Genomic DNA, 24,401 nt, shown 5'->3' on the forward strand with positions numbered 1-24,401 from the left:
ATCATAAAGAACAATCTGATTAAAATGAATTTTGCATTGATGAAGGGCTTTCTGCCCGGCTCATTGATACAGCTTAGAATGAATAGGTGTTCAGGGATTCAAAAACTCTAAAAACCTTATTTGAAGGGATATATGGATAAAAGAATCTGCCCTTTAGAGGCAGATCCAGTAGATAAATACATCTCATTTTTTTAATTAGACAACAATAAAAAGCACAGCCGACAATGCTGTGCTTAAATTTTTATTTCAAATTTAATTGCAATTTCAAGAGTAGTAAGAAAAGCAAATAAAGTTTCCACTTCGATGTTTATTACATAGTAAATGTAGTAATAATTTTAATACGAAATATGAATTTAATGTTAAAATTCACAAGTTATCCACATTTTTTTGTGGATAAGTCTGGAACTAATTTAAAATCCAGTTTTTTGCGGTCTCAATATCCATATCCTGACCCTCTTTAGATTCTACTGGAACGTCCGGATCAATTTTTCCGTAATACACTTTCCCGTTTCGGTCCATTTCATAAGAAGAAGCCAGCGCAAAGCTTTTACCGTCACTTAGCGGATAAACACTGTTGGCTGAAGTATAACCTGCCGATGGTTTTCCAAAGAGTTTTACATTGCTTTTTCCAATAAATGCAATCGTTGTAGCTTCTCCGGAGCTGGCCGTGCTTGGGCCTATCAGAACTGCAATTTTAGACTGCCCGCTTTTAAGGTCATAAGGTTCTGTAATTTTGTTATCACCAAACTTTCTGTTCTTATAAACCCATGGAGATTTTTTGTCTTTGTAAACAAAATATCCCAATGTTCCTTCTCCAATCAGGCTTCCGAGACCTGAAATCATAGGGTACATATTTCCTCCCGTATTGCCTCTCAGATCTACAATCCAGCCTTTAATCGTATTTTCAGAGTCCAGTTTTTTAATCATATTGTGGATCTGTAAGGCGAAATCATTTCCAACTTCTGTGTTTAAGGAACCAAAACCGGGAACTGAAATATAGCCAATATGCTGATCTATCAGTCTGGAATCGGGTTTTGCTTCATTGGTATTGCTTTTCTTTTGCTTTTCAGAACGTTCTTTTCCGGAAATAAATGAATGATTATCACCAGCCTGTCTTAGATTTTGTATAATATAACCCAATGCAGGATCGGTATCATCAATAGTTTTCATTCCTTTTGAAAGATGTTCAAGATTGCTATCAATATTTTTCCAATCTAGTTGATCTGAAAAGATCGAATTCTTTTTTACAATATTTTTAAAATCCCGAATGTATTTTGAAGATACTTTTGAAGGTTCTTCATCTGATAATGAAATTGTTTTCAGCTCAAAATGATCGAACCAAACAGTTCCGCTTCCTGAGAATACTCCTCCAAGAAGAAGACTTTTTACATTTTTATCAACAGTGAAAATCAAAGAATATCTCGTCCAGTCTTTATTGACAGCTATAACCTTTTGCTGTGAGTCTGAATTTCCAAAGTCAATCATTTTTCCACTTTCGTCCTTCACCTGAGTCCATAGAAGGATTTTCCCCTTGGTGTTCTTGGATTTTATATAAGCACTGATTTCTATTTTCTGTAATTGCTCAATATTAAGAGGAACTTTTTGAGAAAAAGATTGAAAATCTTTGTAATTATCAGATTTTCCTGCGATTTGCATAGAGGCTTTTCCTCCGAAATATTGGGTGTAATCTATTTTACCCTCGTATGAATCTGTTTTTTTTATATTCCAATGGTTAGGTAATCCATCGGTCATGTTTTCAAAACCGGCATTTTGTATTTGAGCTTCCACTGAACAGAATAAAAATGCTGCTACAATAGTGTAGGTCAATTTTTTCATAAGTTATTAATTTCAGCTAAAATAAAAGAACTCGCCAAAAAAATCATGCTTTGTTAACAAATTTTAGTAATGGTTTAGAAGGATTAACAGTTTATCATCAAGAGGAAGCTGCTAAAAGGTAGGATCGATCGTACTTCATGAATCGTTTATCTGACAGAATAAAAGAATGATCTTAACTCATCTGCAAATAGATAAGGCAATTCCAATGCAGCAAAGTGTCCTCCTTCATTCATCTTTTTAAAGCTGGTTACATTTATAAAACGTTCTGCCCATTCTTTCGGAAACTGGGCCTCACGGGGAAATACAAGTACTCCTGCAGGAACATTGCTTTTTTGATGTACTTGCGTACCGCTCCATAAAGCCGCTGCATCTTCCTTGTACATTCTGGCGGAAGATCCTATAGTTTGTGTTACCCAATAGATCATAATATTAGTAAGCATTTCATCTTTCCCTCCGAATGCTGCTTCAATCAGTTCCGGAGAAGCTCCTGCATTGGTAAAGCTAATGATCCAGGCAGCCAGCCCTACAGGAGAGTCATTGAGACCATAGGCCAGCGATTGTGGCTTGGTAGACTGTACCATTGCGTAAGCGCCTTCGCTGTACCACCATTGCTGGACAAACTGTGCGAATTCCTGTTCTTCTTTACTCATTGTAGTGAAATCTTCCTGACCGGTAGGATAGCCTACGTCGGTAAGGTGAACAGCTTCCAGTACTTCAGGATATTTTGAAGTCAATGCTTTTACGACACCCATTCCTATATCTCCTCCGGCAGCACAGAATTTTTCATAGCCAAGTACTTCAGTCATCAATTTTTTCCAAAGATCTGCCACTTTTTCGCTGCTGACTGCTGTTTTATCAGAAAAGCCAAATCCCGGAATGGAAGGAATAACAAGATCAAAGCTCTTTTCACCTTCTGTAAGTAACGGAATAATTTTATGAAAACGGTAATAGCTGTCCGGCCAGCCATGGGTCAGGATTAATGGCTTAGGGTTGGGACCTTTTCCTCTTATATATTGAAAATGGATAAGAATTCCGTCTATCAGGGCGATATACTGAGGATGTTGATTCAATTGCTGTTCGTGCATTCTCCAGTTATAGGTGTTGATCCAATAGTGGGTAAGTTCTTTCAGGTAAGCTTCGCTGGTTCCGTAATTCCATCCTGAGCCTTCGGGTTCTCCCGGCCAGCGGGTATTTTGTAAACGGTTTTTAAGATCGGTTATCACTGATTCGGGAATGTTTACTGTAAAGGGTTCCATATTATTATATTTTATTGGTGTAAAGTGGATTTAGTGGAATATATTGATAGTAAGCTTGTTATCAAAGTTAAAAACTTTCTCTTTTAATAAATGTTGTCAAAATCATAAATTTTAAATTTTTTTAATAAGGAAAATAGGTAACTTTAATTCATTAAAATCTCGTAATACATATTACTGTGAGTCAGGTTTTGACCTGAACATCTTAGGTTCAATTTTCTGAACCCAATACATCTGTTATATCTTATCTAAAGTAAAGACAATTCGTCTTTTGTAATATTAATGGTCATTAGCGATGAATCAGCTGTTGATTATTGATATTTAATATTAAAAAAAATCATTATGAAAACCTATAAAATTGCCATCATTGGCGGAACAGGAAAATCCGGACAATATCTGGTACAAAACCTTCTTGAAAAAGGATATTCTCTTAAACTTTTACTAAAACATCCTGAGAATTTCACTCTCCAAAATCCATTAATTGAAGTGGTAAAAGGAGATGCAAGGGATGAAGTAGCTATTCATACTTTGATTGAAGGAACTGATCTTGTCATAAGTACTTTAGGACAGCCAAAAGGAGAGAAGGCTATATTCAGTGATGCTGCAAAAAATATCATCTCTGCAATGAATCATCATGGAATAAGGCGGTATATTGTAACTACAGGTTTGAGTGTAAATACACCGTTTGATCATAAAAATGAAAACGTAAAAATGGCGACAGACTGGATGTACCAGAACTATCCTGAGACTACAGCAGATAAACAGAGAGAATATGAATTTCTTCTGGATAGCAACTTGGATTGGACATTGGTAAGACTACCTCTGATTCATCTTACACAGGACAATTTTCTAACGGAAGCAAACCTTACAGACTGTAAAGGAGAAGGAATCAGTGCTGCTGATCTGGCTGAGTTTTTGGTGTCTCAGATTGAAGACTCAGAGTATATCAGGGAAAGTCCGTTCCTGTATAATCTGAAAGAGTAAAGAACCTATAAAGAAGAAGCTGCTACAATTTTGTCATTCTGAATGAAACGAGTGTAATGAAGAATCTCATATCATTGGTTATTAATGGGATTATTCCTTCGTCAGAATGACAATTGTGGCAGTTTTTTAATTGAGTATTAAGATTTTCTATTTTTTGCGGCCATACATCAAAATGCGTTTAAATGCATAGATAGCAGGATATTTTGTAAACCTTTTTGCAATACGCGATTTAAATTCAGAGATGAATTTTTTTTTCTGTTCTCCTTCAAGACGCTCTAAATAAGGCAATAATGCAGTTCCTGAAATAAACTCATATAAGGCTTCGTGATCATCTGCAATGATAGGATAGACCTTCTGAAATATTTCAATATCCTGAATTCCGTTATCAAATAATATCTGGGCATAATCATCCATTGAAAGCACCGGAGAATCACGGTTAAAATGATTTAATTGGGATGAATAAGGCTCCTCATCTGCCATTTCCGCTAGAATCTGGTTCAGAATATTTTCTTTCTGAACGGGCATTTGTATGGCTAATTGTCCATTTTGCGAAAGCAGTCCAATGATTTTAGGAAATAAAGTTTCATGATCATCAGCCCACTGTAAAGCGGCATTACTGAAGACAAGATCCCATTTCTGGTCAGATTGTGCTACCTCTTCAATAGTCTGAAGCTTAAAATGAAGATTATTATTTTCAAATTTCTTAGATTTTTCAAGCATTTCTGCTGATGAATCTATTCCTAAGAATGTAGAACCTGTGAGTTTTTCCGTAAGAATAGAGGTTTGTTCTCCGGTTCCACAACCTAAATCAATGGCTTTTATATTATTTTCGGGCTTAATTAATGCTGCTAAATCATAAAAGGGTTTGTAACGTACATCTTTGTATTGATCGTATAATTCGGGATTCCAAGGCATAAAAAATAATTTTGTAATGGGTTAATAAGTTGAATAAAGATAAATAATTGACTAGTCCTAACTAATCGTTACAGATTAATAATATAAAAATACTAATATTTACGCTATGAATTAACAGGTCGCTCCTCCGGAGCTCTAATTTATGGGGATTTCATTTTTTCTACTAACAGTAGATCCCGACGGGATCAAATTTAGCTCCTATGGGAGCTGACTGTTAATAGAACGTATTTGTTTTTAAATTAGAGCTCCGGAGGAGCGACCTGTTAATTCTATTTAAATTTTATCGAGCAAGAATGTTTTTTTATATAAAGTGTCAGATCTAAGGTTGATTCAAGACATTTATATGACTCTCAGACTCTTCTAAACCTCCATAAAAATCGGCTGTTTTAAAACAGCCGATTGTATTTATTGTTCCAATTTTTCTTTGATGTATTTTGCCGTATAGGACTTTTTATTTCTAGTCAGATCTTCAGGTGTTCCTGCAAATACAACTTCGCCACCATGTTTTCCGGCTTCCGGACCGATATCGATAATATAATCGGCACATTTGATAATATCAGGCTGGTGTTCAATAACAATTACCGAATGTCCAAGATCAATCAATGCCTGCAATGATTTCAGTAATTTCTGAATATCATGGAAGTGAAGCCCTGTGGAAGGTTCATCAAAGATGAATAATGTTTTATCCGTGGTTACGCCTTTTACAAGGAATGAAGCCAGTTTTACACGCTGTGCCTCACCACCGGAAAGGGTAGAAGAGCTTTGTCCCAGCTGCAGGTAACCTAAACCTACTTCCTGCAAAGGTCTCAGCTTCGTTACAATCTTTTCTTCATTATTATCTTTAAAGAATGCCAATGCTTCATCTACCGTCATATGAAGGATATCAGAGATGTTTTTCTCATCAAATCTTACTTCAAGAATCTCATTCTTGAATCGTGTTCCTTTACAAACCTCACATTCAAGCTCAATGTCTGCCATAAACTGCATGGAAACATTGATCACCCCTTCTCCTTTACATTCATCACATCTTCCGCCATCCACGTTGAAAGAGAAATGTTTAGGTTTATAGCCCATCATTTTGGCCACTTTCTGCTTGGCAAAAAGATCACGGATATCATCGTAAGCTTTTAAGTACGTTACAGGGTTTGAACGGGATGATTTTCCAATTGGGTTTTGGTCAATCAATTCAATATTTTTGATCAGTTTCTTAGGGAATTCTACAGAATCATAATCTCCTTTTTTACCACCCATTCCAAGCTGGATCTGGATGTCATTGGTAAGGATCTCTTTCATCAAAGTAGACTTTCCGCTTCCTGAAACTCCGGAAATCACGACCAGACTTTCCAAAGGAACATCTACATCTATATTTTTAAGGTTATTCTGGCGGGCTCCTTTAATATGAATCCATTCTTTTCCTTTTCTTCTTTTCTTCGGAACTTCAATTTCAAGCCTTCCGGTAAGATATTCTGAAGTAAGAGTATTGGCTTTTTTCAGGTCTTTATAATCCCCGGCAAATACCAGTTCACCACCAAGATAACCTGCTTCCGGACCGATATCAATAATATAGTCTGCCGCTCTCATCACATCCTCGTCATGTTCTACTACAATGACGGTATTTCCAAGATCACGAAGGTTTTTCAATACTTCGATCAGGTTTTCGGTGTCTTTAGAATGAAGTCCGATAGAAGGCTCATCCAGAATATAAATAGAACCTACCAAAGAACTTCCTAAACTGGTTGCCAGGTTAATTCTCTGACTTTCTCCTCCTGAAAGGGTATTGGACGTTCTGTTTAATGTTAAATAGCCTAAACCTACCTTTAATAAAAACTCAAGACGGGTGGTGATTTCGTAAATCAGTCTTTTAGCTACTTCTTTGTCGTGATCTGAAAGCTTTAATCCATTAATGACCGGAGCCAGCTCATCCAAAGGCAGTTCAATCATTGATTGAATATTGTGTCCGTCTACTTTTACCCAGCTCGTTTCTTCACGAAGTCTCAAGCCTTCACACGTAGGACAAAGGGTTTTTCCTCTGTAACGGGAAAGCATTACTCTGTACTGGATTTTGTATAGATTTTCTTCAAGCATTTTGAAGAAATTATTGATGCATGGGAAATTACTCTTTCCGTCACCTTTCCAAAGGAAGTTTTTCTGTTCTTTTGTTAATTGATGGTAAGGTTTGTGGATAGGGAAGTCACCTGCTTTTTTGATGAAATCTTTTTTCCATTCGCTCATCGTTTCTCCTCTCCAGCAGACAACAGCATCTTCGTAGATGGATAATGTTTTGTTAGGAACTACAAGATCCTCATCAATTCCGATTACTTTTCCGTATCCTTCACATGCCGGACATGCTCCGTATGGGTTATTAAAACTGAAAAAATGAACATTGGGTTCAAGGAACTCCATGCCGTCCAGCTCAAATTTATTAGAGAATTCCTTTACTTTTTCCGTTTCTGTGTTCTTTAGTGAACAATAGCCGCGTCCTTCATAGAATGCCATTTGAATAGAGTCCGCAAGTCTCTGTAAAAAACTTTCGTCTTCTTCGTACGAGAAACGGTCGATTACAAGATTGATGGTCATTCCTTTCTCAGGAGCGAATCCAAAGCTTTCCAGGTCTTCAATTCCGGCAACATTTCCATTGATTTCAAGCCTTGTGAAACCTGCCAGTTTTAAAATATTTAAGGTTTCTTTAAAATTATCAACATCATATTCCAAAGGAGCGGTCAATAGAAAAGAAGTATCCTTTTTAGAAGCTTTAATGAAGTCTACCACATCAGACACCGAATCTTTTTTCACTTCTTCTCCGGAAACCGGTGAAAAGGTTTTCCCGATCCTTGCAAATAAAAGCTTCATATAATCGTAGATCTCCGTAGAAGTTCCCACCGTAGAACGCGGATTGGAAGAAATTACTTTCTGCTGAATGGCAATAGAAGGCGCAAGTCCTTTGATATCATCCACTTTTGGTTTTTCTAATTTTCCCAAAAACTGACGGGCATAAGAACTTAAACTTTCTACATATCTTCTCTGTCCTTCTGCATAAATAGTATCAAAGGCCAAAGAGGATTTTCCACTTCCTGAAACTCCTGTAATAACAATAAGTTTATTTTTCGGAATCAGGACGTCTATATGTTTCAGATTGTTAAGATGTGCATTCTTAACGAAAATCTGTTTTTTTATGTCTATTTCTGTTGTGTTAGCCATATTTTGTTTATTCATAAAAAGACTGTACAGCATTAAGGCTGCCAGTAATGGTGTTTTGCCTTGGAATTTTCCTAGGCTGTCATCAATTGAACTCTTACCTGTATTCCCAGATTCATCTGATATTCGCAGCTATATTTTTTTAGATTGCTGACAGAAATACCATTGAAAAAAGAATAATTTCATCGTAAAATTAAGACCCACAAAATTACGAAATTTTAGCGAAAAATTTACGCTTATCTTATTGTTAAAAATTGTTATTATCTGCATGAAATAAGAAGACAAAAAAGGAAATAGATCTGTTGATGAATGATAAAAATGAATATTTTTTGTGGACTTAATGTTGTTTTACGGTTTATTTTACAGTGTTTTATATAATTTTTAAAAATATATTGTGTTTTTTTATTTAACTATTGTTTTATGTTGTAAAATTATTTAAAATTGTAGCCGTAAATATGTAATATAGAAATGAGAAAATTATTCAGAGATCTAGTTACACATTTAATGAGAAAAAGATAGAATTACTCCCTCACACAGATGCAGCATTACGTTGCATCTTTTTTTATGACAACTATCATTTGCCTGTCTTGGTGAACTCCCTTACTTTTGGACTCTGTTAAAAAAACTACGAAAACGATTATGATCAAAAAGATAGGAAGTGCTTTTTTTCTGGGATCTTTACTTTGGGTAAATGCACAGGAAAAGACAACAGATATTGAAAGCATCGAATTTCAGGGAAAATTTATCTCTACACCTTATAAAAGTGCCAATCAAAACATCAGTGTTATCACCAGAGAAGACATTGTAAATTCTCCGGCTAAAAGTATAGACGAAATCCTTCAACAGGTACCGGGAATGGATATCAGAAGGAGAGGAGCTAATGGAGTGCAGAGTGATATCGGTTTTCGTGGAAGTTCTTTTGAGCAGGTTTTGCTGCTTCTGAACGGAATCAGGATGAATGATTCCCAGACCGGACACAACAATATGAATATTCCGGTAGATCTGGATGAAGTAGAAAAGATTGAAATTATAAAAGGCCCTGCAGCAAGACGTTTCGGACAGAATGCTTATGCCGGTGTTATCAATATTGTTACCAGAACTACTCCAGGGAAGAAAGTGAAAATCAGTGCGGAAGGAGGTGATTATGGTTCTTATGGTCTTGGACTTAACGCTCAGATTGGAAATGAAAAGTTCACGAACTCCCTTCAGGCGAATTCTGCTTCTTCAGAAGGGTATATGTTCAATACAGATTATGAAATCAGAAATGTATTTTATCAGGGAAAGCTGAATATTAAAAACGGAGATGTGAGAGTACAGGCCGGGTTTTCAGAAAAGAAATTCGGAGCCAATGGCTTTTATGCTTCCAGCGCTGCTACAAAGCAGTATGAGGAAACACAGGCTTCTATTGTAAGTGTGGCTCATCAGCAGACTTTTGGAAAGCTAAAGCTTAGCTCTAATGTATACTGGAGAAGAGGACAGGATATGTACCTTTATGACCGATGGAATCCGGATTTTTACCGAAATATGCACATCGGAAATAATGTGGGTGGAGAAGTGAATTCCAGCTATCAGTGGGGATTGGGAACAACCGGAATTGGGGTTGAACTGAGAAAAGAATTTTTAGTAAGCAGTAATTTGGGTGACCGAAACCGTTTTGTGTCTCAGGTTTTCTTTGAACACCATTTTTCATTACTGGATAAAAAACTGAACATCAGTCCGGGAATTTCATGGGCTAATTATTCTAAGGAAGGAAATTTCTTCTATCCGGGGCTTGATGTAGGCTATAACTTTAATGCTAATTCTAAAATCTACGGAAACATCGCAAAAGTACACCGTGTACCCACTTTTACCGAGCTTTATTATGTAAGTAAAACGGAACAGGGAAATCCTGATTTACAGCCTGAAAATGCTCTGTCATCAGAAGTAGGATATCAATATCAGAATAACAGAATTTTGGCAAAAATCAGCGGGTTTTTAAGAAATTCCAGCAACTCTATTGACTGGATAAAAAAAGACCTGAGTGATAAAGTATGGTATGCTCAGAATGTAGGAGATATCAAAACCAAAGGAATTGAAGCAGAGTGGAGTCATAGACCGACAGAATGGTTAAAATATACAGTTGGCTACACATATATTGACAGCAAATATGAGGAAAAAGCTGGTGTGGTTTCAAGATATATTCTGGACAATCTGAAACATCAGTTTGTTTCCAAGTTAGAGGTGAAATTCCTGAAAAACTTTACCAATGAGCTTGTTTACCGCTACAATGAAAGAGTAAATCTTGGGACGTATAACCTTGTAGATGAGAAGCTGAGCTTTGCTAAAAAAGATTACTCAGTATATGTGTTGATTAACAATTTGACCAACACAAAATATACCGAAGCATTTGGAGTGGGAATGCCGCAAAGATGGTTCCATATTGGTTTTTCTTATACAATCAATATTAAGTAATTGTTAATTTGAACATGAATAAAAGTTAATATTAACAAATTGTTAAAAAATATACATTTGCAAAAATTTTTTATGAAACGTCTTATAGGCTTAGGTTTATTACTTGGAATATCTTTTTTTAAAGCACAGGAACACATTTCCAGCTTCAATGCAGTGACTCTGACCTATAAGTTTCATCCGAAATTTTTCCTTTATGCTGAAGGGCAGATGCGTGGTAACGAAGATTATACCTACCCCGATTATTATGAAATAAAAGGAGGATTAGGGTATAATCTTACCAAAAACCACAAACCTTTCGTGGGGCTTGGAAGATATGTTAACTATAAAGAACATAGTCTGAGCAGAGAAGAGTTCAGGGTATGGCTTCAGGACGTTATCGATATCAAGAAAGGTATCGTAAAGTTTGAAAACCGTTTCCGTGCTGAAAAGAGCTGGTTCTATGAGCCAAAAACAGATCAGACTTCCCAGAGAATGCGTTACAGATACCGTCTGAACGTAAGTGTCCCTTTAAATGCAAAAACCATTAAGAAAGGAACTGTTTTCGCCAATGCTTATGACGAGGTGTTCTTTGTCTCTCCGATGAAGCCTACTTTCGCCAGAAACAGAGTCTATGGCGGTTTCGGCTATCAGATTGATGATTATTTCGGTATTGTGAGCGGATATCTGTGGCAGCGTGAATTTGAAGCAAAAGGAAACAAAAATTTACATTTCGTTTACCTTGCGTTAAACATCAATATCGATGGAACAGATCATCACACGAAAACTTACGATTTCCCGGGTGCGGATTAATATTTCTCTATCAGATAACGATAGGCTTTCAGATATTTATTAAATCTTTTAATATCCTTAGGAGTAAGCTCTCTGTTTACTCTTCTGAGGTCCATATTATCACGAAGATCATTCAGCTTCACTGCAACAGAAAGGAGAGAGCGTTCTGTTCTTTTGATGAATTCATCATAGTCTTCTTCCGGATCAAGCTTTGTAAGGCAGCTGATGGCAAAAATAATATATTCAGGGAATCCTTCCGATCTTAAATAATCCAGGCTGAATTCCAGTGGGTGATCCTCCACAACATCGTGCAGAACCCCTACAATCTTTTCGTCCAGTGTTTTACCATAATTCATTACACGCATTACATGGGCAATGTATGGAGCATGGTATTTATCGGTTTGTCCTTTATGAGCCTTATCGGCGATTTTTATTGCTTTATTAAGTAATTCTTCTTTTGTCATTTCTAATGAAAAATAGAGTACAAAAATAAAAAATGCCTTAAAAAAATAAGGCATTTTATGAAGAATATTTTATATGATTTTAAAAGTTTGTTTCATCCTCTATATGAGCATGTGGAGCATTGTTTTTTACGGATTCTATTCCGTTTTCCATGCCATTGTCAGATTCATACATCTGGCTGGTTCCTATGATTTGTCCGTTTCCTGCCTTGAGATTAAAATAGCATCTGCCGTCATTGGCCGTATTTCTTTCAAATTTTGCATCTTCCTGTGCATTGGTCTTTACAGATCCGATTCCACTTTCGCAGGATGGTTTGGTGCTGTATCCCTGGCTGGTTAAAATAACCTGCCCGTTTCCAGCTTTGAGGTTGAACTGAAAGTCTCCATTTGTTCTTTTAGAGATAATAAATTTTCCCATGGTAATAGTTTTTAGTTTGTGTTATGTTATTTGGAAGGTAGTATTTTTTTCCGATTGACCTGAAGCCTATCAGGAGTAATCGTATTTAAAATTTTATATTGTGAATAATCCTTAGAAGGTTCTTTTAAAGCCAGATATAGAGTGGTATCATTGGGCTTAACCGTTAATATTTTGTAAAGTTCTTTTTGAGGTTGATCTGGTTTCAGAGCAAAATATCCCGGGAATTTCCCTTTAGTAACCATTTTTGTGGTATCCATCTTGGGAACAGGAAGTAAATTGTCTTTTTTTTGTGCTGAAAAAGTAACGGAAATAAGGAGTATTGGAAATAATAAAATTTTCATGTGTTATTTTATTTAAAATAAAAATAATGATTTTTTTTGAATAAAAACACTGAATGCCAGTAAATTCGGTGGTTGTTATTATCAACACATATAAAAAAAGCGCCTCAAAAATTGAGACGCTGAATCAAATTTATGTTATTAAAGACTAATAAGCTCCTTTCTCGATATAGTGTGCTGCTACTTTTTCAGTAAGCGCTACTACATTCGGATGGTTGGTATATTTAGTGAATCTTCTTAATCCTGAAAGCATCATTCTCTGCTCATCTCCTTCAGCGAAAGAAACGATTCCTTCTTTAGCGGCAGTGATGATTTTCTCAACCGCTTTGTAAAGGTTTAATTGAGCCATAGCTGCTTCTACAGATTCAGGAGAGAAGTGTTTCTCTGCTCTTAATACTGCAGATTCTGCCATATAAATCTGGTTAAGGATTTCAGAAGCATTCAATAATAAATGCTGTTGTTTTTCAATATCCATCATATATTTCTGAAGGGCAGCACCGGAAACCATTAAGAATACTTTCTTAAGGTTGGCGATAATTGCTTTTTCTTCGCTCATGAATTCTGAATAGTCAGGAACTTCAAATGAAGGAATACCCATCAATTCTTTGCTGATTGCCATTGCAGGAGATAAAAGATCTAATTCACCTTTCATTGCTCTCTTAATAAGCATTCCTACTGCAAGCAATCTGTTGATTTCGTTGGTTCCCTCATAGATTCTTGAAATTCTTGAATCTCTCCATGCAGCTTCCATAGGAGTATCTTCAGAGAATCCCATCCCTCCGTATACCTGGATTCCTTCGTCTGCTGTGTGTTGAGCAAGATCAGAAACGAATACTTTAAGGATTGAACATTCTACTGCAAATTCTTCCACACCTTTCAGTTCGGCTTCTTGATGGCTTAATCCACCTGCTACCAATTCGTCAATTTTATCCTGAACGTTTTTAGCTGCTCTGTAAGAACCTGCTTCACTTACGAAAACTCCGGTTGCCATTTCAGCAATTTTCTTTCTGATCGCTCCGAAAGTAGCGATAGAAACACCAAACTGTTTTCTTTCGTTAGAATATTGGATAGAGTGGTTTAAGATTCTTCTCTGTGCATCAAGACATGCTGCAGCCAATTTGATACGGCCTACGTTCAATGCATTCAAAGCGATTTTGAAACCATTGTTTCTCTCTCCTAAAAGATTTTCCACAGGGATCTTCATATCATTGAAGAAAACCTGACGGGTAGAAGAAGCACGGATACCTAATTTGTGCTCTTCCTCTCCGAAAGTTAAGCTTCCAGGGTTTTCAAGTTCAGATCTGTTGATTACAAATCCTGTGATATTTTTATCATCATCAATTTTAGCGAATAGTGTAAATGTATCTGCAAATCCTGCATTAGAGATCCACATTTTCTGTCCGTTGATGATATAATGTTTTCCGTCTTCGGAAAGTTTTGCTTTTGTTTTTCCTGAATTGGCATCAGAACCAGCATCCGGCTCTGTCAAACAGTAAGCTCCGAATTTTGTTCCCGTTGCTAAATCCGGAAGGTATTTTTTCTTTTGTTCTTCAGTTCCGTAAAGAACGATTGGCAACGTTCCAATTCCGGTGTGTGCTCCATACGCTGTAGCTAATGAACCTGTAGTTCCTGATAGATAATCACAAGCAAGCATTGTAGTCACAAAGCCCATTCCAAGACCTCCGTATTCTTCAGGAACAGCGATTCCCAACATTCCCATTTCGCCCAGTTTACGCATTGTCTCCTCAGTAAATGCATAATCTTTCTTCTCAAAACGTTCTCTTTGAGGAACTACTTCTCTATCTATAAATTCCTTCGCAGAATCACGAAGCATCTTTTGTTCTTCATTCAGTTCTTCAATACTGAAAATTTCGTTTGCAGGAATCTGTTTGATTAGGAATTCTCCGCCTTTTAATGTAGCCATATATTATTTTGTTTTTAAAATTTTTTGAGATATTGAGATAATAGACGGATAGATGATAGATGATTTAGCGTGGTCTATTTTCTATCTGTCTATTATCTCTCTGTCTATTATCTTTTTGTCTATTATCTTTTTGTCTATTATCTCTCTGTCTTTTTTATTAATCTCTATTTAAAGTATTCTGAAATACCATTGTCGCTTTTTGAAATTCTTCAATCTTAATTTCAAAGATTTCGGTTTTTTCATCAGATAAATATTTTCTATGATTTGCCAACAATATCTGTGTTTGCAATTCAAAGGAAGAACCTAAAGAAATATCTAAAAAATGACTAAAAGACTTATTTGTTCTGCTTGAACCTTCGGCTATGTTTGATGGAATTGAAATTGAACATCTGTCCATTTGACTTTTCAACCCATATTTTTCATAAGTTGGAAAAGTATCTGTAATATCTAAAGTCAACTTTGATAATTCCATACCCATTTGCCAAATTTTAAGCTTCTTAAAATTGTGCCTTTTAAAATCATTCATGCATTCCTTATATTTTTACCTTCTATTATCTATCCGTCTATCATCTATCCGTCTATCATCTATTTGTCTATCATCTATTTGTCTATCTAAAGCAGTTCAAAAATAGAAGCCGCTCCCTGTCCTGTTCCCACACACATGGAAACCATTCCGTATTTATTACCACGTCTTCTCATTTCATCAAGAAGTTGTACCGTTAGTTTTGTTCCTGTACATCCAAGCGGGTGTCCAAGGGCGATAGCTCCTCCGTTGACGTTTAAAATATCAGGATTTAAACCTAATTCTTTTTTAATAGCAACAGATTGAGAGGCGAAAGCTTCGTTAAGCTCGATCAAATCGATGTCTTTTAATTCTAAACCAGCCTGTTTCAATGCTTTTGGAATAGCATAAATAGGCCCCATTCCCATGATTCTTGGTTCTAATCCGGCTGCAGCATAAGCCACTAATCTAGCTTCAGGCTCCAGTCCTAATTCTTTTACCATTTCCTCACTCATTACCATTACGAAAGCCGCTCCGTCACTCATCTGAGAAGAGTTTCCGGCAGTTACGCTTCCTCCGTTGGCAAATACAGGTCTTAGTTTGGCTAATCCAGCTAATGAAGTATCAGCTCTAGGCCCTTCGTCTACTGAAAAATCAAACTTTTTAGACTGAAGCTTCTGATTTTCGTCAAGGAAATTATATTCTACAGGAATCGAAACAATCTGGTTGGCAAATTTTCCTTCCTGATTAGCTTTTAAAGCCTTCATGTGAGATTCAAAAGCAAACTGGTCCTGTTCTTCTCTCGTAATATTATATTGTTTAGCAACTTCTTCTGCTGTGTAGCCCATTCCCCAGTAGTAATCAGGGTTTGTTTTTGCGATATCCGTTTCTGGAACCGGCTTATAACCTCCCATTGGAATGTATGACATAGATTCTGTACCTCCAGCGATAATACAATCTGCCATACCAGCCTGGATTTTTGCAGAAGCAATAGCAATTGCCTCACTTCCTGATGCACAGTATCTGTTCACGGTTACTCCCGGAACTTTATCGGTATTTAACCCCATCAAAGAGATCAGACGTGCAACGTTCAGCCCTTGTTCAGCTTCCGGCATTGCATTTCCTACGATAAGGTCATCAATTCTGTTTTTATCTAATTGTGGTAGCTCAGCCATTAATTTTTCAATAACGGTAGCCGCCATTACATCAGGTCTTGTAAATCTTAAACTTCCTTTTGGAGCTTTTCCAACGGCAGTTCTGAAACCTTTTACTATGTATGCTGTCTTTGACATTGTTTTATTAATTAATTGTTATAAAAATTAACCATACTGTTTGTCATGCTGGAAGCATCTATCCAATGTTTGGATTCCTTCGGAATGACAAAGTGTTTGTTAATTATTTTTGAAAGTATTAGTTTCTTAATGGTTTTCCGTTCTGTAACATATATTGGATTCTCTCCAGAGTTTTTCTTTCTCCACAAAGCTGAAGGAACGTTTCTCTTTCAAGGTTCAATAGATACTGTTCTGTTACCACTGTTGGTTCAGATAAGTTTCCACCTACCATTACGTTGGCCAGTTTATCAGCAATTTTCTTATCGTGTGCAGAGATGAAGTTTCCGGTTAGCATCTGGTCTGTTCCTACGTAGAACATTCCTAATGCGTCTTTACCAAGAACTTTTACTTTTTGCTCGATTGGCTGAGTATATCCTTGTTCTGCTAATAGTTTCGCTACTTTTTTAGCTTCAGCAATTTGTCTGTTTTTGCTTACAGAAACGATGTCTTTCCCTTTTTCAAGGATTCCCATATCGTAAGCTTCATAAGCAGAAGTTGCTACTTTACCCATGGCGATGTTCATGAAAGCATCACGAAGTCTGTTATTTTTAACATCATCGTTGTGGAATTCTCTGGAAGTTCTTAAAGTCAATTCTTTAGTACCACCACCACCAGGAATTACTCCAACTCCGGTTTCTACAAGTCCGATATACGTTTCTGCCGCTGCAACTACTCGGTCTGCATGCATGGTCATTTCGCATCCTCCACCTAAAGTCATTCCGTGAGGAGCAACTACTACAGGAATAGAAGAGTAGCGTACTCTCATCATTGATTTCTGGAAGTAAGCAATTGCCATGTTCAAATCATCCCAATCCTGCTCAATAGCCATCATAAGGATCATGGCAAGGTTAGCTCCTACAGAGAAATTAGCTCCCTGGTTTCCAACCACTAATCCGTCATATTCTTTTTCAGCTAAATCAATGGCTCTGTTTAATCCGTCAAGAACTTCGCCTCCAAGAGAGTTCATTTTTGAACGGATCTCGAAGTTGATGATACCATCTCCTAAATCTTCAATCGCAGCACCTGAATTGCTCCAAAGTGTTTTATTTTTTCTGATATTATCTAAGATGATGAATGCATCCTGGCCAGGAATTTTGTTGTATTCTCCTGAGTTTTTATCAACGTAAATGCTTTGTCCTTCGTCATTAACTTTATAGAACGTTTCTACATTTTTAACCCAATCAGAAACCTCGTATCCGGCATCTTTAGCCAGTTCAATACCTTTCTGAACACCTACAGCATCCCAGATTTCAAATGGACCGTTTTCCCATCCGAAACCAGCTCTCATCGCATCGTCTATTTTATAAACTTCGTCAGAGATTTCAGGAACTTTGTGAGAAACATAAGCGAATAATGCTCCTAAAGACTTTCTGTACAATTCACCAGCTTTATCTTTACCACCGATTAATACTTTGAATCTGTCAATCGGTTTATCAATAGCTTTTGTTAATTCTAAAGTAGGGAATGATGATTTTCCTTGAAGTTCATACTCTAAAGTATCAAGGTTTAATCCGTGAATTTCAGATTTTCCTTCTGCGTTTTTCACTTTTTTATAGAAACCTTGTTCTGTTTTTGAACCTAACCATTTATTATCCATCATTTTCTGGATATAAGGAGGAAGAGCAAATACATCATTGAAGTCATTCGCTTCTGCACCGCTTTGACGAACTCCGTTGGCTACCATTACCAGAGTATCAAGACCTACAACGTCAGCTGTTCTGAACGTAGCCGATTTTGGACGCCCGATGACAGGACCGGTTAATTTATCAACATCAGAAACGGTAAGTCCTAATTTCTGTACATTGTGAAGAAGATCCATCATAGAGAATACACCGATTCTGTTGGCGATGAAAGCTGGGGTATCTTTAGCTAAAACGGTTGTTTTACCCAAGAATTTTGCCCCATAATTCATATAGAAATCGATGATCTCAGGATCTGTATCGTTAGTTGGGATAATCTCTAATAGAGGAAGATATCTTACAGGGTTAAAGAAGTGTGTTCCCGCGAAGTATTTTTTGAAATCCTCGCTTCTTCCTTCTGTAAGGAAATGAATAGGAATACCGGATGTATTAGAAGAAATCAATGTTCCCGGTTTTCTGAACTGTTCAATTTTTTCGTATACAGACTTCTTGATGTCAAGTCTTTCTACTACTACTTCAATGATCCAGTCAGTGTTTTTTATTTTCGGCAAATCATCATCGAAATTTCCGATTTTGATTCTGTCTGCAAACTTTGGTGAATAAAGAAGTGCAGGACTTGCTTTTTTAAGTTTTTCAAAGTTTTCGGAAGCAATTCTGTTTCTTACGACCTTGTCATCTTTGGTCAAACCTTTTTTTTGTTCAGCTTCAGTAAGTTCAAAAGGAACAATATCCAAAAGTGATACTTCAACGCCGATGTTGGCGAAGTGAGCAGCGATTCCGCTTCCCATAATTCCTGAACCAAGAACCGTTACATGTTTGATTCTTCTTTTCATATGTAAATTTTTATTTGTATAATATTATATGAACCCTAAGGTTGCATCATAATTTATTTTCTGTTATTCAATAATTCGTTTGCGATTTTCATGATCTCAGTCATCACGTCTTTAAAAGCATCCAGTTTCTCCGGAGCTATTTTCTCCATCACTTTCTTGTTGAAGTTGACAACGACTTCCTTAGACATGTTTCTGGAATTTAATCCTTTGTCTGTAAGTTTAATGATCACCTCTCTTTTATCAGTGGTGGTCTTTTCTTTATAGATGTATCCGTTATCTTCAAGAAGTTTGATGATTCTTGTTAATGAAGTGGGTTCAATAGCCATCTTCGGACCAAGATTCGTACTTCTGGTTCCTTCTTTGGGATCTATTTTAAGAAGAGTGAGTGCCTGTACTGCAGTGGAATCATGTTCCTGAGCCAGTTCTGTGTACATTTTAGAAACAGCCAACCAGGTCTGTTTTAAAATTAAATCTACGTTTTCTATTTTTTCCTTATTATTATCCATCATTTTTGCGCCAATGGTTTTACCCAAATTTAATAAATATTATGCATGCATAATATTTATTAACGTTAAATTTTGTTAATAGGCTGTAAATAAACGGATTAAATTGTATGACTTGCATAATACTATGCATGCATAATATGTGAATAAATTAAAGAAAATTCAGTATTAATGAATGTTTGGAATCAAATTAACGATTTCTTCAAAAGATTCACATTGGTAAGTGTGGGAATCTTTATTAATTACCCAAAAACTGTCCTGAAATTCAAAATTTAGCTCAGACAGGTCTTTTTGGAAGTTTTTTTGAAGTAAAGAATACAGCATTTCCTTGTGAAATTGCGGTGCCGAGATAAAAGGTGGAATAAAGGTCTCGTTGATTTGAAATAACGAAGCATTAGTAAGTTCATCGTGCTGAAGCAAAATATCCTCCACAATCCCTGAATACAGGTGATTTTCCTTTATATACCATATTTTGTCTGCAAACTCTTTGGCGAGTCTCCAGTCGTGGGACGAAAACAGGATAAGTTTGTTTTGTTCCTTGGCCAGCTTTCTTAGGGTTTTTAGAATAATAATTTTGTTTTTTTCATCCAGATGGGTAGTCGGTTCATCCAGAATAATGATAGATGAATTTTGAGTAATAGCACGCCCGATAAATGCCTTCTGAAGATTTCCATCTGACAGGTTTTTCAAAAGAGTATATCTGTACTGATTCAGGTCCAGTTCTTCAATAATATGAGCCACTTCTTCACGGTCTTCTTTTTTTAGTTCAAAATAAAAAGGGTAGTAGATGTATTTTCCCAGAGAAATAAGATCTTCAACCGTATAATGCTGTGGAATAACCGACTTTGAAAAGACAATAGCAATATTTTCCGCAATTTCTTTTACGGAAAGATTTTTCACATTTTTTCCGTTAATAGCAATCTCTCCATGCAGTAAAGGCATTTGATGCAGAATAGATTTGATCAATGTTGTTTTCCCTACACCGTTATTACCAATCAGGAGGCAGACATCACCAAGCTTTAAATCTGCATTAGCATTGGAGATTAATGTTGTATTGTAGCCGATATTAGCCTGTTTGATCTGTAGGTGCATGTTTTTATTGGTTATACGCGAAGGCGCAAAATTGTTTTACAAAAATAATGTTTTAAGGTGCAAGGAATTTGTCTTTGCCTAACTTTTATTCTACAAATTGTTTACAATTCTTGTTACTCCGTTTTTGAAGACATCAGATTGAAAGTTGAGCAGCATACCCAATTTGCAATTTGACATTTTTAAATAGGTTAGTAATTGAGCTTTATGAGTAGGATTTATGTAGTCAACTGCTTTTATTTCCAGAATCACTTTGTTTTCAATTATCATATCAAGTCTGAAAGCGTTTTCTATTCTCAAATCTTCATAAATAATAGGAAGTAATTTTTGTTTTTCTACAAGAAATCCTGACTTTGTTAATTCATAGAACATACATTCTTCATATACATGTTCAAAAAGTCCTGCTCCAAGCTTTTTATGAATCTTTAAGCCTGCTTCAAAAACAATTTTTGAAATTTCATTTTCTGTCATTTGTGGTGTTTTGTTAAGTTTAAATATATGAATTGTTAGGGAAAGGATATTATACCTTAAAATATTTTATTTAGGTGTGTTGTTGGGTAAACGCAAAGACGCAAAGGTTTTTATACAATTTTTATATTTTAAGACGCAAGAAAATCGAAGATTTTCAGCAAGGGAATTAGGATATTTTTTTGTTTAGAATATACCGTATCCAATTTTATCGTAGATAAAATCTTTGCGCCTTAAAAAGTTATAATTAAAAATAACCTTGCGTCTTTGCGTTTTCCAACAAAAATCTTACACTTTATTCTGTTTCAAAAGCATCATCAGAATCACAGGAATTCCGAATACAGAGCTTATCACATTCAAAGGGATCTGTGTTTTTTCTGCAATAACTGAGAAGAATAGCATGATCAGCATTCCCAGAAATATATTATGAATCCATCGCTACCATATTTGAGCTTAGATATATGAATTGTTAGATAAGTATATTAGATGTGAGTGTATACTTATCAACATTTCCAAAACTATAGTGTTAAGTTTATTGGGAAGTCTGTTGGGTAGACATAAAGGAGCAAAGGCTTATAAATAGATTGTGATTATTTAAGGGGCAAGAACATTTCGATTTCGCTCAATGGAAGATTTTCAGCAAGAGATTGGGGATGTTCTTTGTTTAGAATATGCAGTGCTCAATTTTATCGTAGATAAAATCTTTGCGCCTTAAAAAGTTATAATTAAAAATAACCTTGCGTCTTTGCGTTTTCCAACAAAAATCTTACACTTTATTCTGTTTCAAAAGCATCATCAAAATCACAGGAATTCCGAATACGGAGCTTATCACATTCAAAGGGATCTGTGTTTTTTCTGCAATAACTGAGAAGAATAGCATGATCAGCATTCCCAGAAACATATTAAGAATCCATTGCTGCCATAATTTTGAAGGATTATAGACCAGCCTGCAAAAGTGGGGAACAATAATTCCAATAAAAAGAATAGGCCCCAAAAATGCCGTAACAGAAGCGGATAGGAGAGAGGATGCAACGATGATTAAAAGTTTCAGCTGTTTCAGATTCACTCCTAAACTTTGTGCGTAGGAATTGCCCAGTGAATTTCCAATGAGTGGTTTTATCGCTCTGAAACATATAAACATACCAATTGAAACTAAAATAAACAACACATAAATCTGGTTTCTCGTTACCATATTATTCGCCCCGAAAGACCATAAAATATAGTTTTTAAGACTCTGGTTTTCTGCATAAAATTGTAACAGTGATACAATAGCACCAGCAAAAGCAGATACCAAAAAACCGAAAATAATAAGATAGGATTTATCCTGAAATCTGTTTGACATTGACAGCAGGATCAGCATTAACAGTAAACTGCCTCCAATAGCTGATAAACTGAGAAAACTGTTCTGTAAAAATTCAGGAAGTAAAATATTATGGGAAAAGAAAATATAAAAGGCAACCGATAAACTGGCGACTGAGGTTATTCCCAATATATCAGGCCCAGCGAGTGGGTTTTGGAAATATTCCTGCATCAGAAAACCAGAAGTAGGAATGGAAATTCCAGCCAGCATCATTACGAGAACTCGGTTGATGCGGATCTCAGCAATCTGGCTATGTGCCGAATCCTGAAAGAAATCCTGAAAACTTAAACCTAAAAATCCTGTGTTCAGATTAATGACAGCACTTATAATAATGGCGATCACGAATAAAAAACACAGGATTTTAAATCTTTTTGACATGATTCAGAAAGAGTTCAGTCTATTTTATTTTAAAAAAGAATCAATTTTTGAATTCAAAACATCTTCTGTCATCATTCCCAGATATTCGTCGGTTTTATCACCTTTTCTCATGAAAGTAAAAGGAATAGAACCACCGTCCCATTGTTTGAAGTTGTTGTGAAAGAAGTTTTGATCTAATTTTTGTCCATCCAGTAAGATAATATTACCTCCCAATTTATTTTCGGTGGCAAAATTCTTGACAGCACCAGCCCAATCTGCTTTATCATCAAGGTTGACGAAAGTGAACTTTACAGGTTTTCCTTTCAACTCATCCATTTTACTTTTAAAACTTGGAATTTCTCTGATACATGGGCCACACCAGGTTGCAAAAAAGTTGGTTACATATAACGTATCATTATTTTTTGCTAAATGCTGACTTACGTTTTCAGGAGAAAGTTCTTTGGGAATGGCTGTACTTCCTTCTGTTTCTGTAGTTTGAGATACAGAAAGAGAATCTGCAGCTGCGGTATTTTCAGATTTCTGACCTTCTTTTTTACAGCTGTACAGTGCAGTAAGAAGTAACATGGAAAAAATTATCTTCTTCATAAATTATTTTTTATCTATTTTTGAATTGAAGTTATGGAACAACAAATCTATAAAGGGAAACTGATACAGTTTCATCCGTTAAAAATAGCGAAAAAGGAAGAGCTGACCAAAAATACTTTTTCTCTGGAGTTTGATATTCCTGAGAATTTAAAAGAAAATTTCAGGTTTGAGGCCGGGCAGTTCGTTAGTATACGATTTCAATCACATGGGTCAGAGGTTATTAATGATTATTCAATGACTTCAGCTCCTTATGAAGGGAAAATAAGTCTGGGAATAAAGGTCAATTCCTCTGAAGGAGCCACTTCGCAGTTATTTCAAAATTATAATATTGGTGATGAACTGTGGGTGAGTGAACCTGCAGGAAGATTTACCATTGTATCTAAACCCAGTGAGTTCAGGACTATTGTTGCTTTTGCAGCCGGTATTGGAATTACCCCGATTTTAAGTCATTTTAAAAATATTCTTCACAACGAGCCCAGAACGAGATTATTCTTATTTTTTGGAAATAAAAGCTCAGACGATTTAGTTTACCGAGAGCAATTGGATAATCTTGCCAGAACATGTGGAGACAGGCTTCAGATATTTTACTTTTTCTCACAGGAAAAAACAGCAGATCAGTTTTTCTATGGTAGGCTGGATGAAAAGAAACTGAATCTTATTATCAACCAGATTCTTCATTTGGACGATACAGATGAAGAATCTACTATTTGGGATGCGGTAGATGAAGTGCTTATTTGTGGGAAAGGAGAAATGATCAAGACATTGGCTAACGCCTGCTATCACCACGGAATTCCGAAAAAGAATATCCATTTTGAACTTTTTGAAGAATTCAATGATGATATTTATCCTGTAGAAAAAGAATTTCCTCTGATTGAAAATATTGAGGTAGAATTTACCATGCTGGGAAAAAAATATACGACCCAGCTTCCTGATAACAAGGATAAAATCCTTCAACAGCTTCTGATGCAGAAGTTCCCTGTACCTTATTCGTGCAAGTCCGGAATCTGTGGAAGTTGTGAATGTTCTCTGGAAGAAGGAGAGGTGGAACTGTTGGAGAATGAGTATCTTACCGAAAAAGAGGAAGAGCAGGGACATATTTTAGCTTGTATGTCTATTGTGAAAAGTAAAAAAATAAAGCTTAACTTTGATCTTAGTTGAGAATTATTAGG

The 24,401-nt window shown here is 36.0% G+C and carries 21 protein-coding genes; 4 read left to right on the forward strand and 17 right to left on the reverse strand.

Features of this window, described 5'->3' with window-relative positions:
* Positions 1 to 405 precede the first annotated feature (405 nt).
* Complete coding sequence (locus ACKTTZ_RS19500; protein ID WP_034694286.1) at positions 406 to 1,836, reverse strand: S41 family peptidase; 1,431 nt, start codon at positions 1,834 to 1,836, stop codon at positions 406 to 408.
* 146 nt (positions 1,837 to 1,982) lie between these two features.
* Positions 1,983 to 3,092, reverse strand: coding sequence for an epoxide hydrolase family protein (locus ACKTTZ_RS19505; RefSeq protein ID WP_034694288.1), 1,110 nt, complete (start codon positions 3,090 to 3,092; stop codon positions 1,983 to 1,985).
* A gap of 339 nt (positions 3,093 to 3,431) precedes the next feature.
* Here ACKTTZ_RS19505 and ACKTTZ_RS19510 point away from each other — a divergent pair, with 339 nt between their 5' ends.
* Positions 3,432 to 4,073, forward strand: coding sequence for an NAD(P)-dependent oxidoreductase (locus ACKTTZ_RS19510; RefSeq protein WP_407846401.1), 642 nt, complete (start codon positions 3,432 to 3,434; stop codon positions 4,071 to 4,073).
* A gap of 147 nt (positions 4,074 to 4,220) precedes the next feature.
* On the opposite strand, the gene ACKTTZ_RS19515 is transcribed toward ACKTTZ_RS19510, so the two are convergent.
* Both ACKTTZ_RS19515 and uvrA read right to left on the reverse strand, forming a co-directional pair.
* Positions 4,221 to 4,988, reverse strand: a complete 768-nt coding sequence (locus ACKTTZ_RS19515) for a methyltransferase domain-containing protein (RefSeq protein ID WP_034694292.1) — start codon at positions 4,986 to 4,988, stop codon at positions 4,221 to 4,223.
* 405 nt (positions 4,989 to 5,393) lie between these two features.
* Positions 5,394 to 8,186, reverse strand: coding sequence for an excinuclease ABC subunit UvrA (gene uvrA, locus ACKTTZ_RS19520; RefSeq protein ID WP_407846402.1), 2,793 nt, complete (start codon positions 8,184 to 8,186; stop codon positions 5,394 to 5,396).
* A 636-nt stretch (positions 8,187 to 8,822) separates the two neighbouring features.
* Between uvrA and ACKTTZ_RS19525 the strand changes: the two genes are divergently transcribed.
* Together ACKTTZ_RS19525 and ACKTTZ_RS19530 are read left to right on the forward strand one after the other, a co-directional pair.
* On the forward strand, positions 8,823 to 10,634 hold the full coding sequence (locus ACKTTZ_RS19525; RefSeq protein ID WP_407846403.1) for a TonB-dependent receptor plug domain-containing protein: 1,812 nt from the start codon (positions 8,823 to 8,825) through the stop codon (positions 10,632 to 10,634).
* Positions 10,635 to 10,706: 72 nt separating this feature from the next.
* Entirely contained in the window at positions 10,707 to 11,423 is a 717-nt protein-coding gene (locus ACKTTZ_RS19530) for a DUF2490 domain-containing protein (RefSeq protein ID WP_034694295.1), read from the forward strand.
* Here ACKTTZ_RS19530 and ACKTTZ_RS19535 read toward each other — a convergent pair.
* The 13 genes from ACKTTZ_RS19535 to ACKTTZ_RS19595 form a co-directional block, all read right to left on the reverse strand.
* Positions 11,420 to 11,866, reverse strand: coding sequence for a phosphohydrolase (locus ACKTTZ_RS19535; protein ID WP_034694511.1), 447 nt, complete (start codon positions 11,864 to 11,866; stop codon positions 11,420 to 11,422). The two genes, ACKTTZ_RS19530 and ACKTTZ_RS19535, sit on opposite strands and share 4 nt — an antisense overlap.
* 79 nt (positions 11,867 to 11,945) lie before the next feature.
* Positions 11,946 to 12,281 carry a YegP family protein gene (locus ACKTTZ_RS19540; RefSeq protein WP_079241522.1) on the reverse strand — a complete coding sequence of 112 codons (336 nt, stop codon included), beginning with the start codon at positions 12,279 to 12,281 and terminating at the stop codon, positions 11,946 to 11,948.
* Positions 12,282 to 12,307: 26 nt separating this feature from the next.
* A complete protein-coding gene (locus tag ACKTTZ_RS19545) occupies positions 12,308 to 12,622 on the reverse strand; it encodes a hypothetical protein (RefSeq protein ID WP_407846404.1) in 315 nt (104 codons plus the stop codon).
* Positions 12,623 to 12,767: 145 nt separating this feature from the next.
* Complete coding sequence (locus ACKTTZ_RS19550) at positions 12,768 to 14,543, reverse strand: acyl-CoA dehydrogenase family protein (RefSeq protein ID WP_034694302.1); 1,776 nt, start codon at positions 14,541 to 14,543, stop codon at positions 12,768 to 12,770.
* A gap of 157 nt (positions 14,544 to 14,700) precedes the next feature.
* Positions 14,701 to 15,069, reverse strand: coding sequence for a four helix bundle protein (locus ACKTTZ_RS19555; RefSeq protein WP_253317135.1), 369 nt, complete (start codon positions 15,067 to 15,069; stop codon positions 14,701 to 14,703).
* A gap of 86 nt (positions 15,070 to 15,155) precedes the next feature.
* The gene (locus ACKTTZ_RS19560; protein ID WP_034694304.1) at positions 15,156 to 16,337 is read right to left on the reverse strand and encodes an acetyl-CoA C-acyltransferase; all 1,182 of its coding nucleotides are present in this window, start codon (positions 16,335 to 16,337) and stop codon (positions 15,156 to 15,158) included.
* Between the two features lie 118 nt (positions 16,338 to 16,455).
* The gene (locus tag ACKTTZ_RS19565; protein WP_114822154.1) at positions 16,456 to 18,849 is read right to left on the reverse strand and encodes a 3-hydroxyacyl-CoA dehydrogenase/enoyl-CoA hydratase family protein; all 2,394 of its coding nucleotides are present in this window, start codon (positions 18,847 to 18,849) and stop codon (positions 16,456 to 16,458) included.
* A gap of 53 nt (positions 18,850 to 18,902) precedes the next feature.
* Positions 18,903 to 19,355, reverse strand: a complete 453-nt coding sequence (locus tag ACKTTZ_RS19570; protein WP_034694513.1) for a MarR family winged helix-turn-helix transcriptional regulator — start codon at positions 19,353 to 19,355, stop codon at positions 18,903 to 18,905.
* A gap of 165 nt (positions 19,356 to 19,520) precedes the next feature.
* On the reverse strand, positions 19,521 to 20,444 hold the full coding sequence (locus tag ACKTTZ_RS19575; RefSeq protein ID WP_407846405.1) for an ABC transporter ATP-binding protein: 924 nt from the start codon (positions 20,442 to 20,444) through the stop codon (positions 19,521 to 19,523).
* A 90-nt stretch (positions 20,445 to 20,534) separates the two neighbouring features.
* Positions 20,535 to 20,912, reverse strand: a complete 378-nt coding sequence (locus tag ACKTTZ_RS19580; RefSeq protein WP_034694311.1) for a GxxExxY protein — start codon at positions 20,910 to 20,912, stop codon at positions 20,535 to 20,537.
* A gap of 285 nt (positions 20,913 to 21,197) precedes the next feature.
* On the reverse strand, positions 21,198 to 21,320 hold the full coding sequence (locus tag ACKTTZ_RS19585) for a hypothetical protein (RefSeq protein ID WP_407846406.1): 123 nt from the start codon (positions 21,318 to 21,320) through the stop codon (positions 21,198 to 21,200).
* Between the two features lie 355 nt (positions 21,321 to 21,675).
* A complete protein-coding gene (locus ACKTTZ_RS19590) occupies positions 21,676 to 22,647 on the reverse strand; it encodes an iron ABC transporter permease (RefSeq protein WP_034694314.1) in 972 nt (323 codons plus the stop codon).
* 24 nt (positions 22,648 to 22,671) lie between these two features.
* Positions 22,672 to 23,232 (reverse strand): TlpA disulfide reductase family protein, encoded by a 561-nt coding sequence (locus ACKTTZ_RS19595; protein ID WP_336702292.1) that lies wholly within the window; start codon positions 23,230 to 23,232, stop codon positions 22,672 to 22,674.
* Between the two features lie 33 nt (positions 23,233 to 23,265).
* Here ACKTTZ_RS19595 and ACKTTZ_RS19600 point away from each other — a divergent pair, with 33 nt between their 5' ends.
* A complete protein-coding gene (locus ACKTTZ_RS19600; protein WP_407846407.1) occupies positions 23,266 to 24,390 on the forward strand; it encodes a 2Fe-2S iron-sulfur cluster-binding protein in 1,125 nt (374 codons plus the stop codon).
* Positions 24,391 to 24,401 lie beyond the last annotated feature (11 nt).

The sequence above is a fragment of the Chryseobacterium sp. KCF3-3 genome, from assembly GCF_045865955.1.
Taxonomy (GTDB): Bacteria; Bacteroidota; Bacteroidia; order Flavobacteriales; family Weeksellaceae; genus Chryseobacterium.

What these genes read in the sequence shown, in the direction of transcription:
- ACKTTZ_RS19565 (WP_114822154.1), bottom strand. Translation starts at nt 18,849, where the DNA reads ATGAAAAGAAGAATCAAACATGTAACGGTTCTTGGTTCAGGAATTATG.
- ACKTTZ_RS19550 (WP_034694302.1), bottom strand. Translation starts at nt 14,543, where the DNA reads ATGGCTACATTAAAAGGCGGAGAATTCCTAATCAAACAGATTCCTGCA.
- ACKTTZ_RS19570 (WP_034694513.1), bottom strand. Translation starts at nt 19,355, where the DNA reads ATGGATAATAATAAGGAAAAAATAGAAAACGTAGATTTAATTTTAAAA.
- ACKTTZ_RS19525 (WP_407846403.1), top strand. Translation starts at nt 8,823, where the DNA reads ATGATCAAAAAGATAGGAAGTGCTTTTTTTCTGGGATCTTTACTTTGG.
- ACKTTZ_RS19595 (WP_336702292.1), bottom strand. Translation starts at nt 23,232, where the DNA reads ATGAAGAAGATAATTTTTTCCATGTTACTTCTTACTGCACTGTACAGC.
- ACKTTZ_RS19500 (WP_034694286.1), bottom strand. Translation starts at nt 1,836, where the DNA reads ATGAAAAAATTGACCTACACTATTGTAGCAGCATTTTTATTCTGTTCA.
- ACKTTZ_RS19590 (WP_034694314.1), bottom strand. Translation starts at nt 22,647, where the DNA reads ATGTCAAAAAGATTTAAAATCCTGTGTTTTTTATTCGTGATCGCCATT.
- ACKTTZ_RS19540 (WP_079241522.1), bottom strand. Translation starts at nt 12,281, where the DNA reads ATGGGAAAATTTATTATCTCTAAAAGAACAAATGGAGACTTTCAGTTC.
- ACKTTZ_RS19575 (WP_407846405.1), bottom strand. Translation starts at nt 20,444, where the DNA reads ATGCACCTACAGATCAAACAGGCTAATATCGGCTACAATACAACATTA.
- ACKTTZ_RS19530 (WP_034694295.1), top strand. Translation starts at nt 10,707, where the DNA reads ATGAAACGTCTTATAGGCTTAGGTTTATTACTTGGAATATCTTTTTTT.
- ACKTTZ_RS19515 (WP_034694292.1), bottom strand. Translation starts at nt 4,988, where the DNA reads ATGCCTTGGAATCCCGAATTATACGATCAATACAAAGATGTACGTTAC.
- ACKTTZ_RS19600 (WP_407846407.1), top strand. Translation starts at nt 23,266, where the DNA reads ATGGAACAACAAATCTATAAAGGGAAACTGATACAGTTTCATCCGTTA.
- ACKTTZ_RS19555 (WP_253317135.1), bottom strand. Translation starts at nt 15,069, where the DNA reads ATGAATGATTTTAAAAGGCACAATTTTAAGAAGCTTAAAATTTGGCAA.
- uvrA (WP_407846402.1), bottom strand. Translation starts at nt 8,186, where the DNA reads ATGGCTAACACAACAGAAATAGACATAAAAAAACAGATTTTCGTTAAG.
- ACKTTZ_RS19510 (WP_407846401.1), top strand. Translation starts at nt 3,432, where the DNA reads ATGAAAACCTATAAAATTGCCATCATTGGCGGAACAGGAAAATCCGGA.
- ACKTTZ_RS19535 (WP_034694511.1), bottom strand. Translation starts at nt 11,866, where the DNA reads ATGACAAAAGAAGAATTACTTAATAAAGCAATAAAAATCGCCGATAAG.
- ACKTTZ_RS19580 (WP_034694311.1), bottom strand. Translation starts at nt 20,912, where the DNA reads ATGACAGAAAATGAAATTTCAAAAATTGTTTTTGAAGCAGGCTTAAAG.
- ACKTTZ_RS19560 (WP_034694304.1), bottom strand. Translation starts at nt 16,337, where the DNA reads ATGTCAAAGACAGCATACATAGTAAAAGGTTTCAGAACTGCCGTTGGA.
- ACKTTZ_RS19545 (WP_407846404.1), bottom strand. Translation starts at nt 12,622, where the DNA reads ATGAAAATTTTATTATTTCCAATACTCCTTATTTCCGTTACTTTTTCA.
- ACKTTZ_RS19505 (WP_034694288.1), bottom strand. Translation starts at nt 3,092, where the DNA reads ATGGAACCCTTTACAGTAAACATTCCCGAATCAGTGATAACCGATCTT.
- ACKTTZ_RS19585 (WP_407846406.1), bottom strand. Translation starts at nt 21,320, where the DNA reads ATGCTGATCATGCTATTCTTCTCAGTTATTGCAGAAAAAACACAGATC.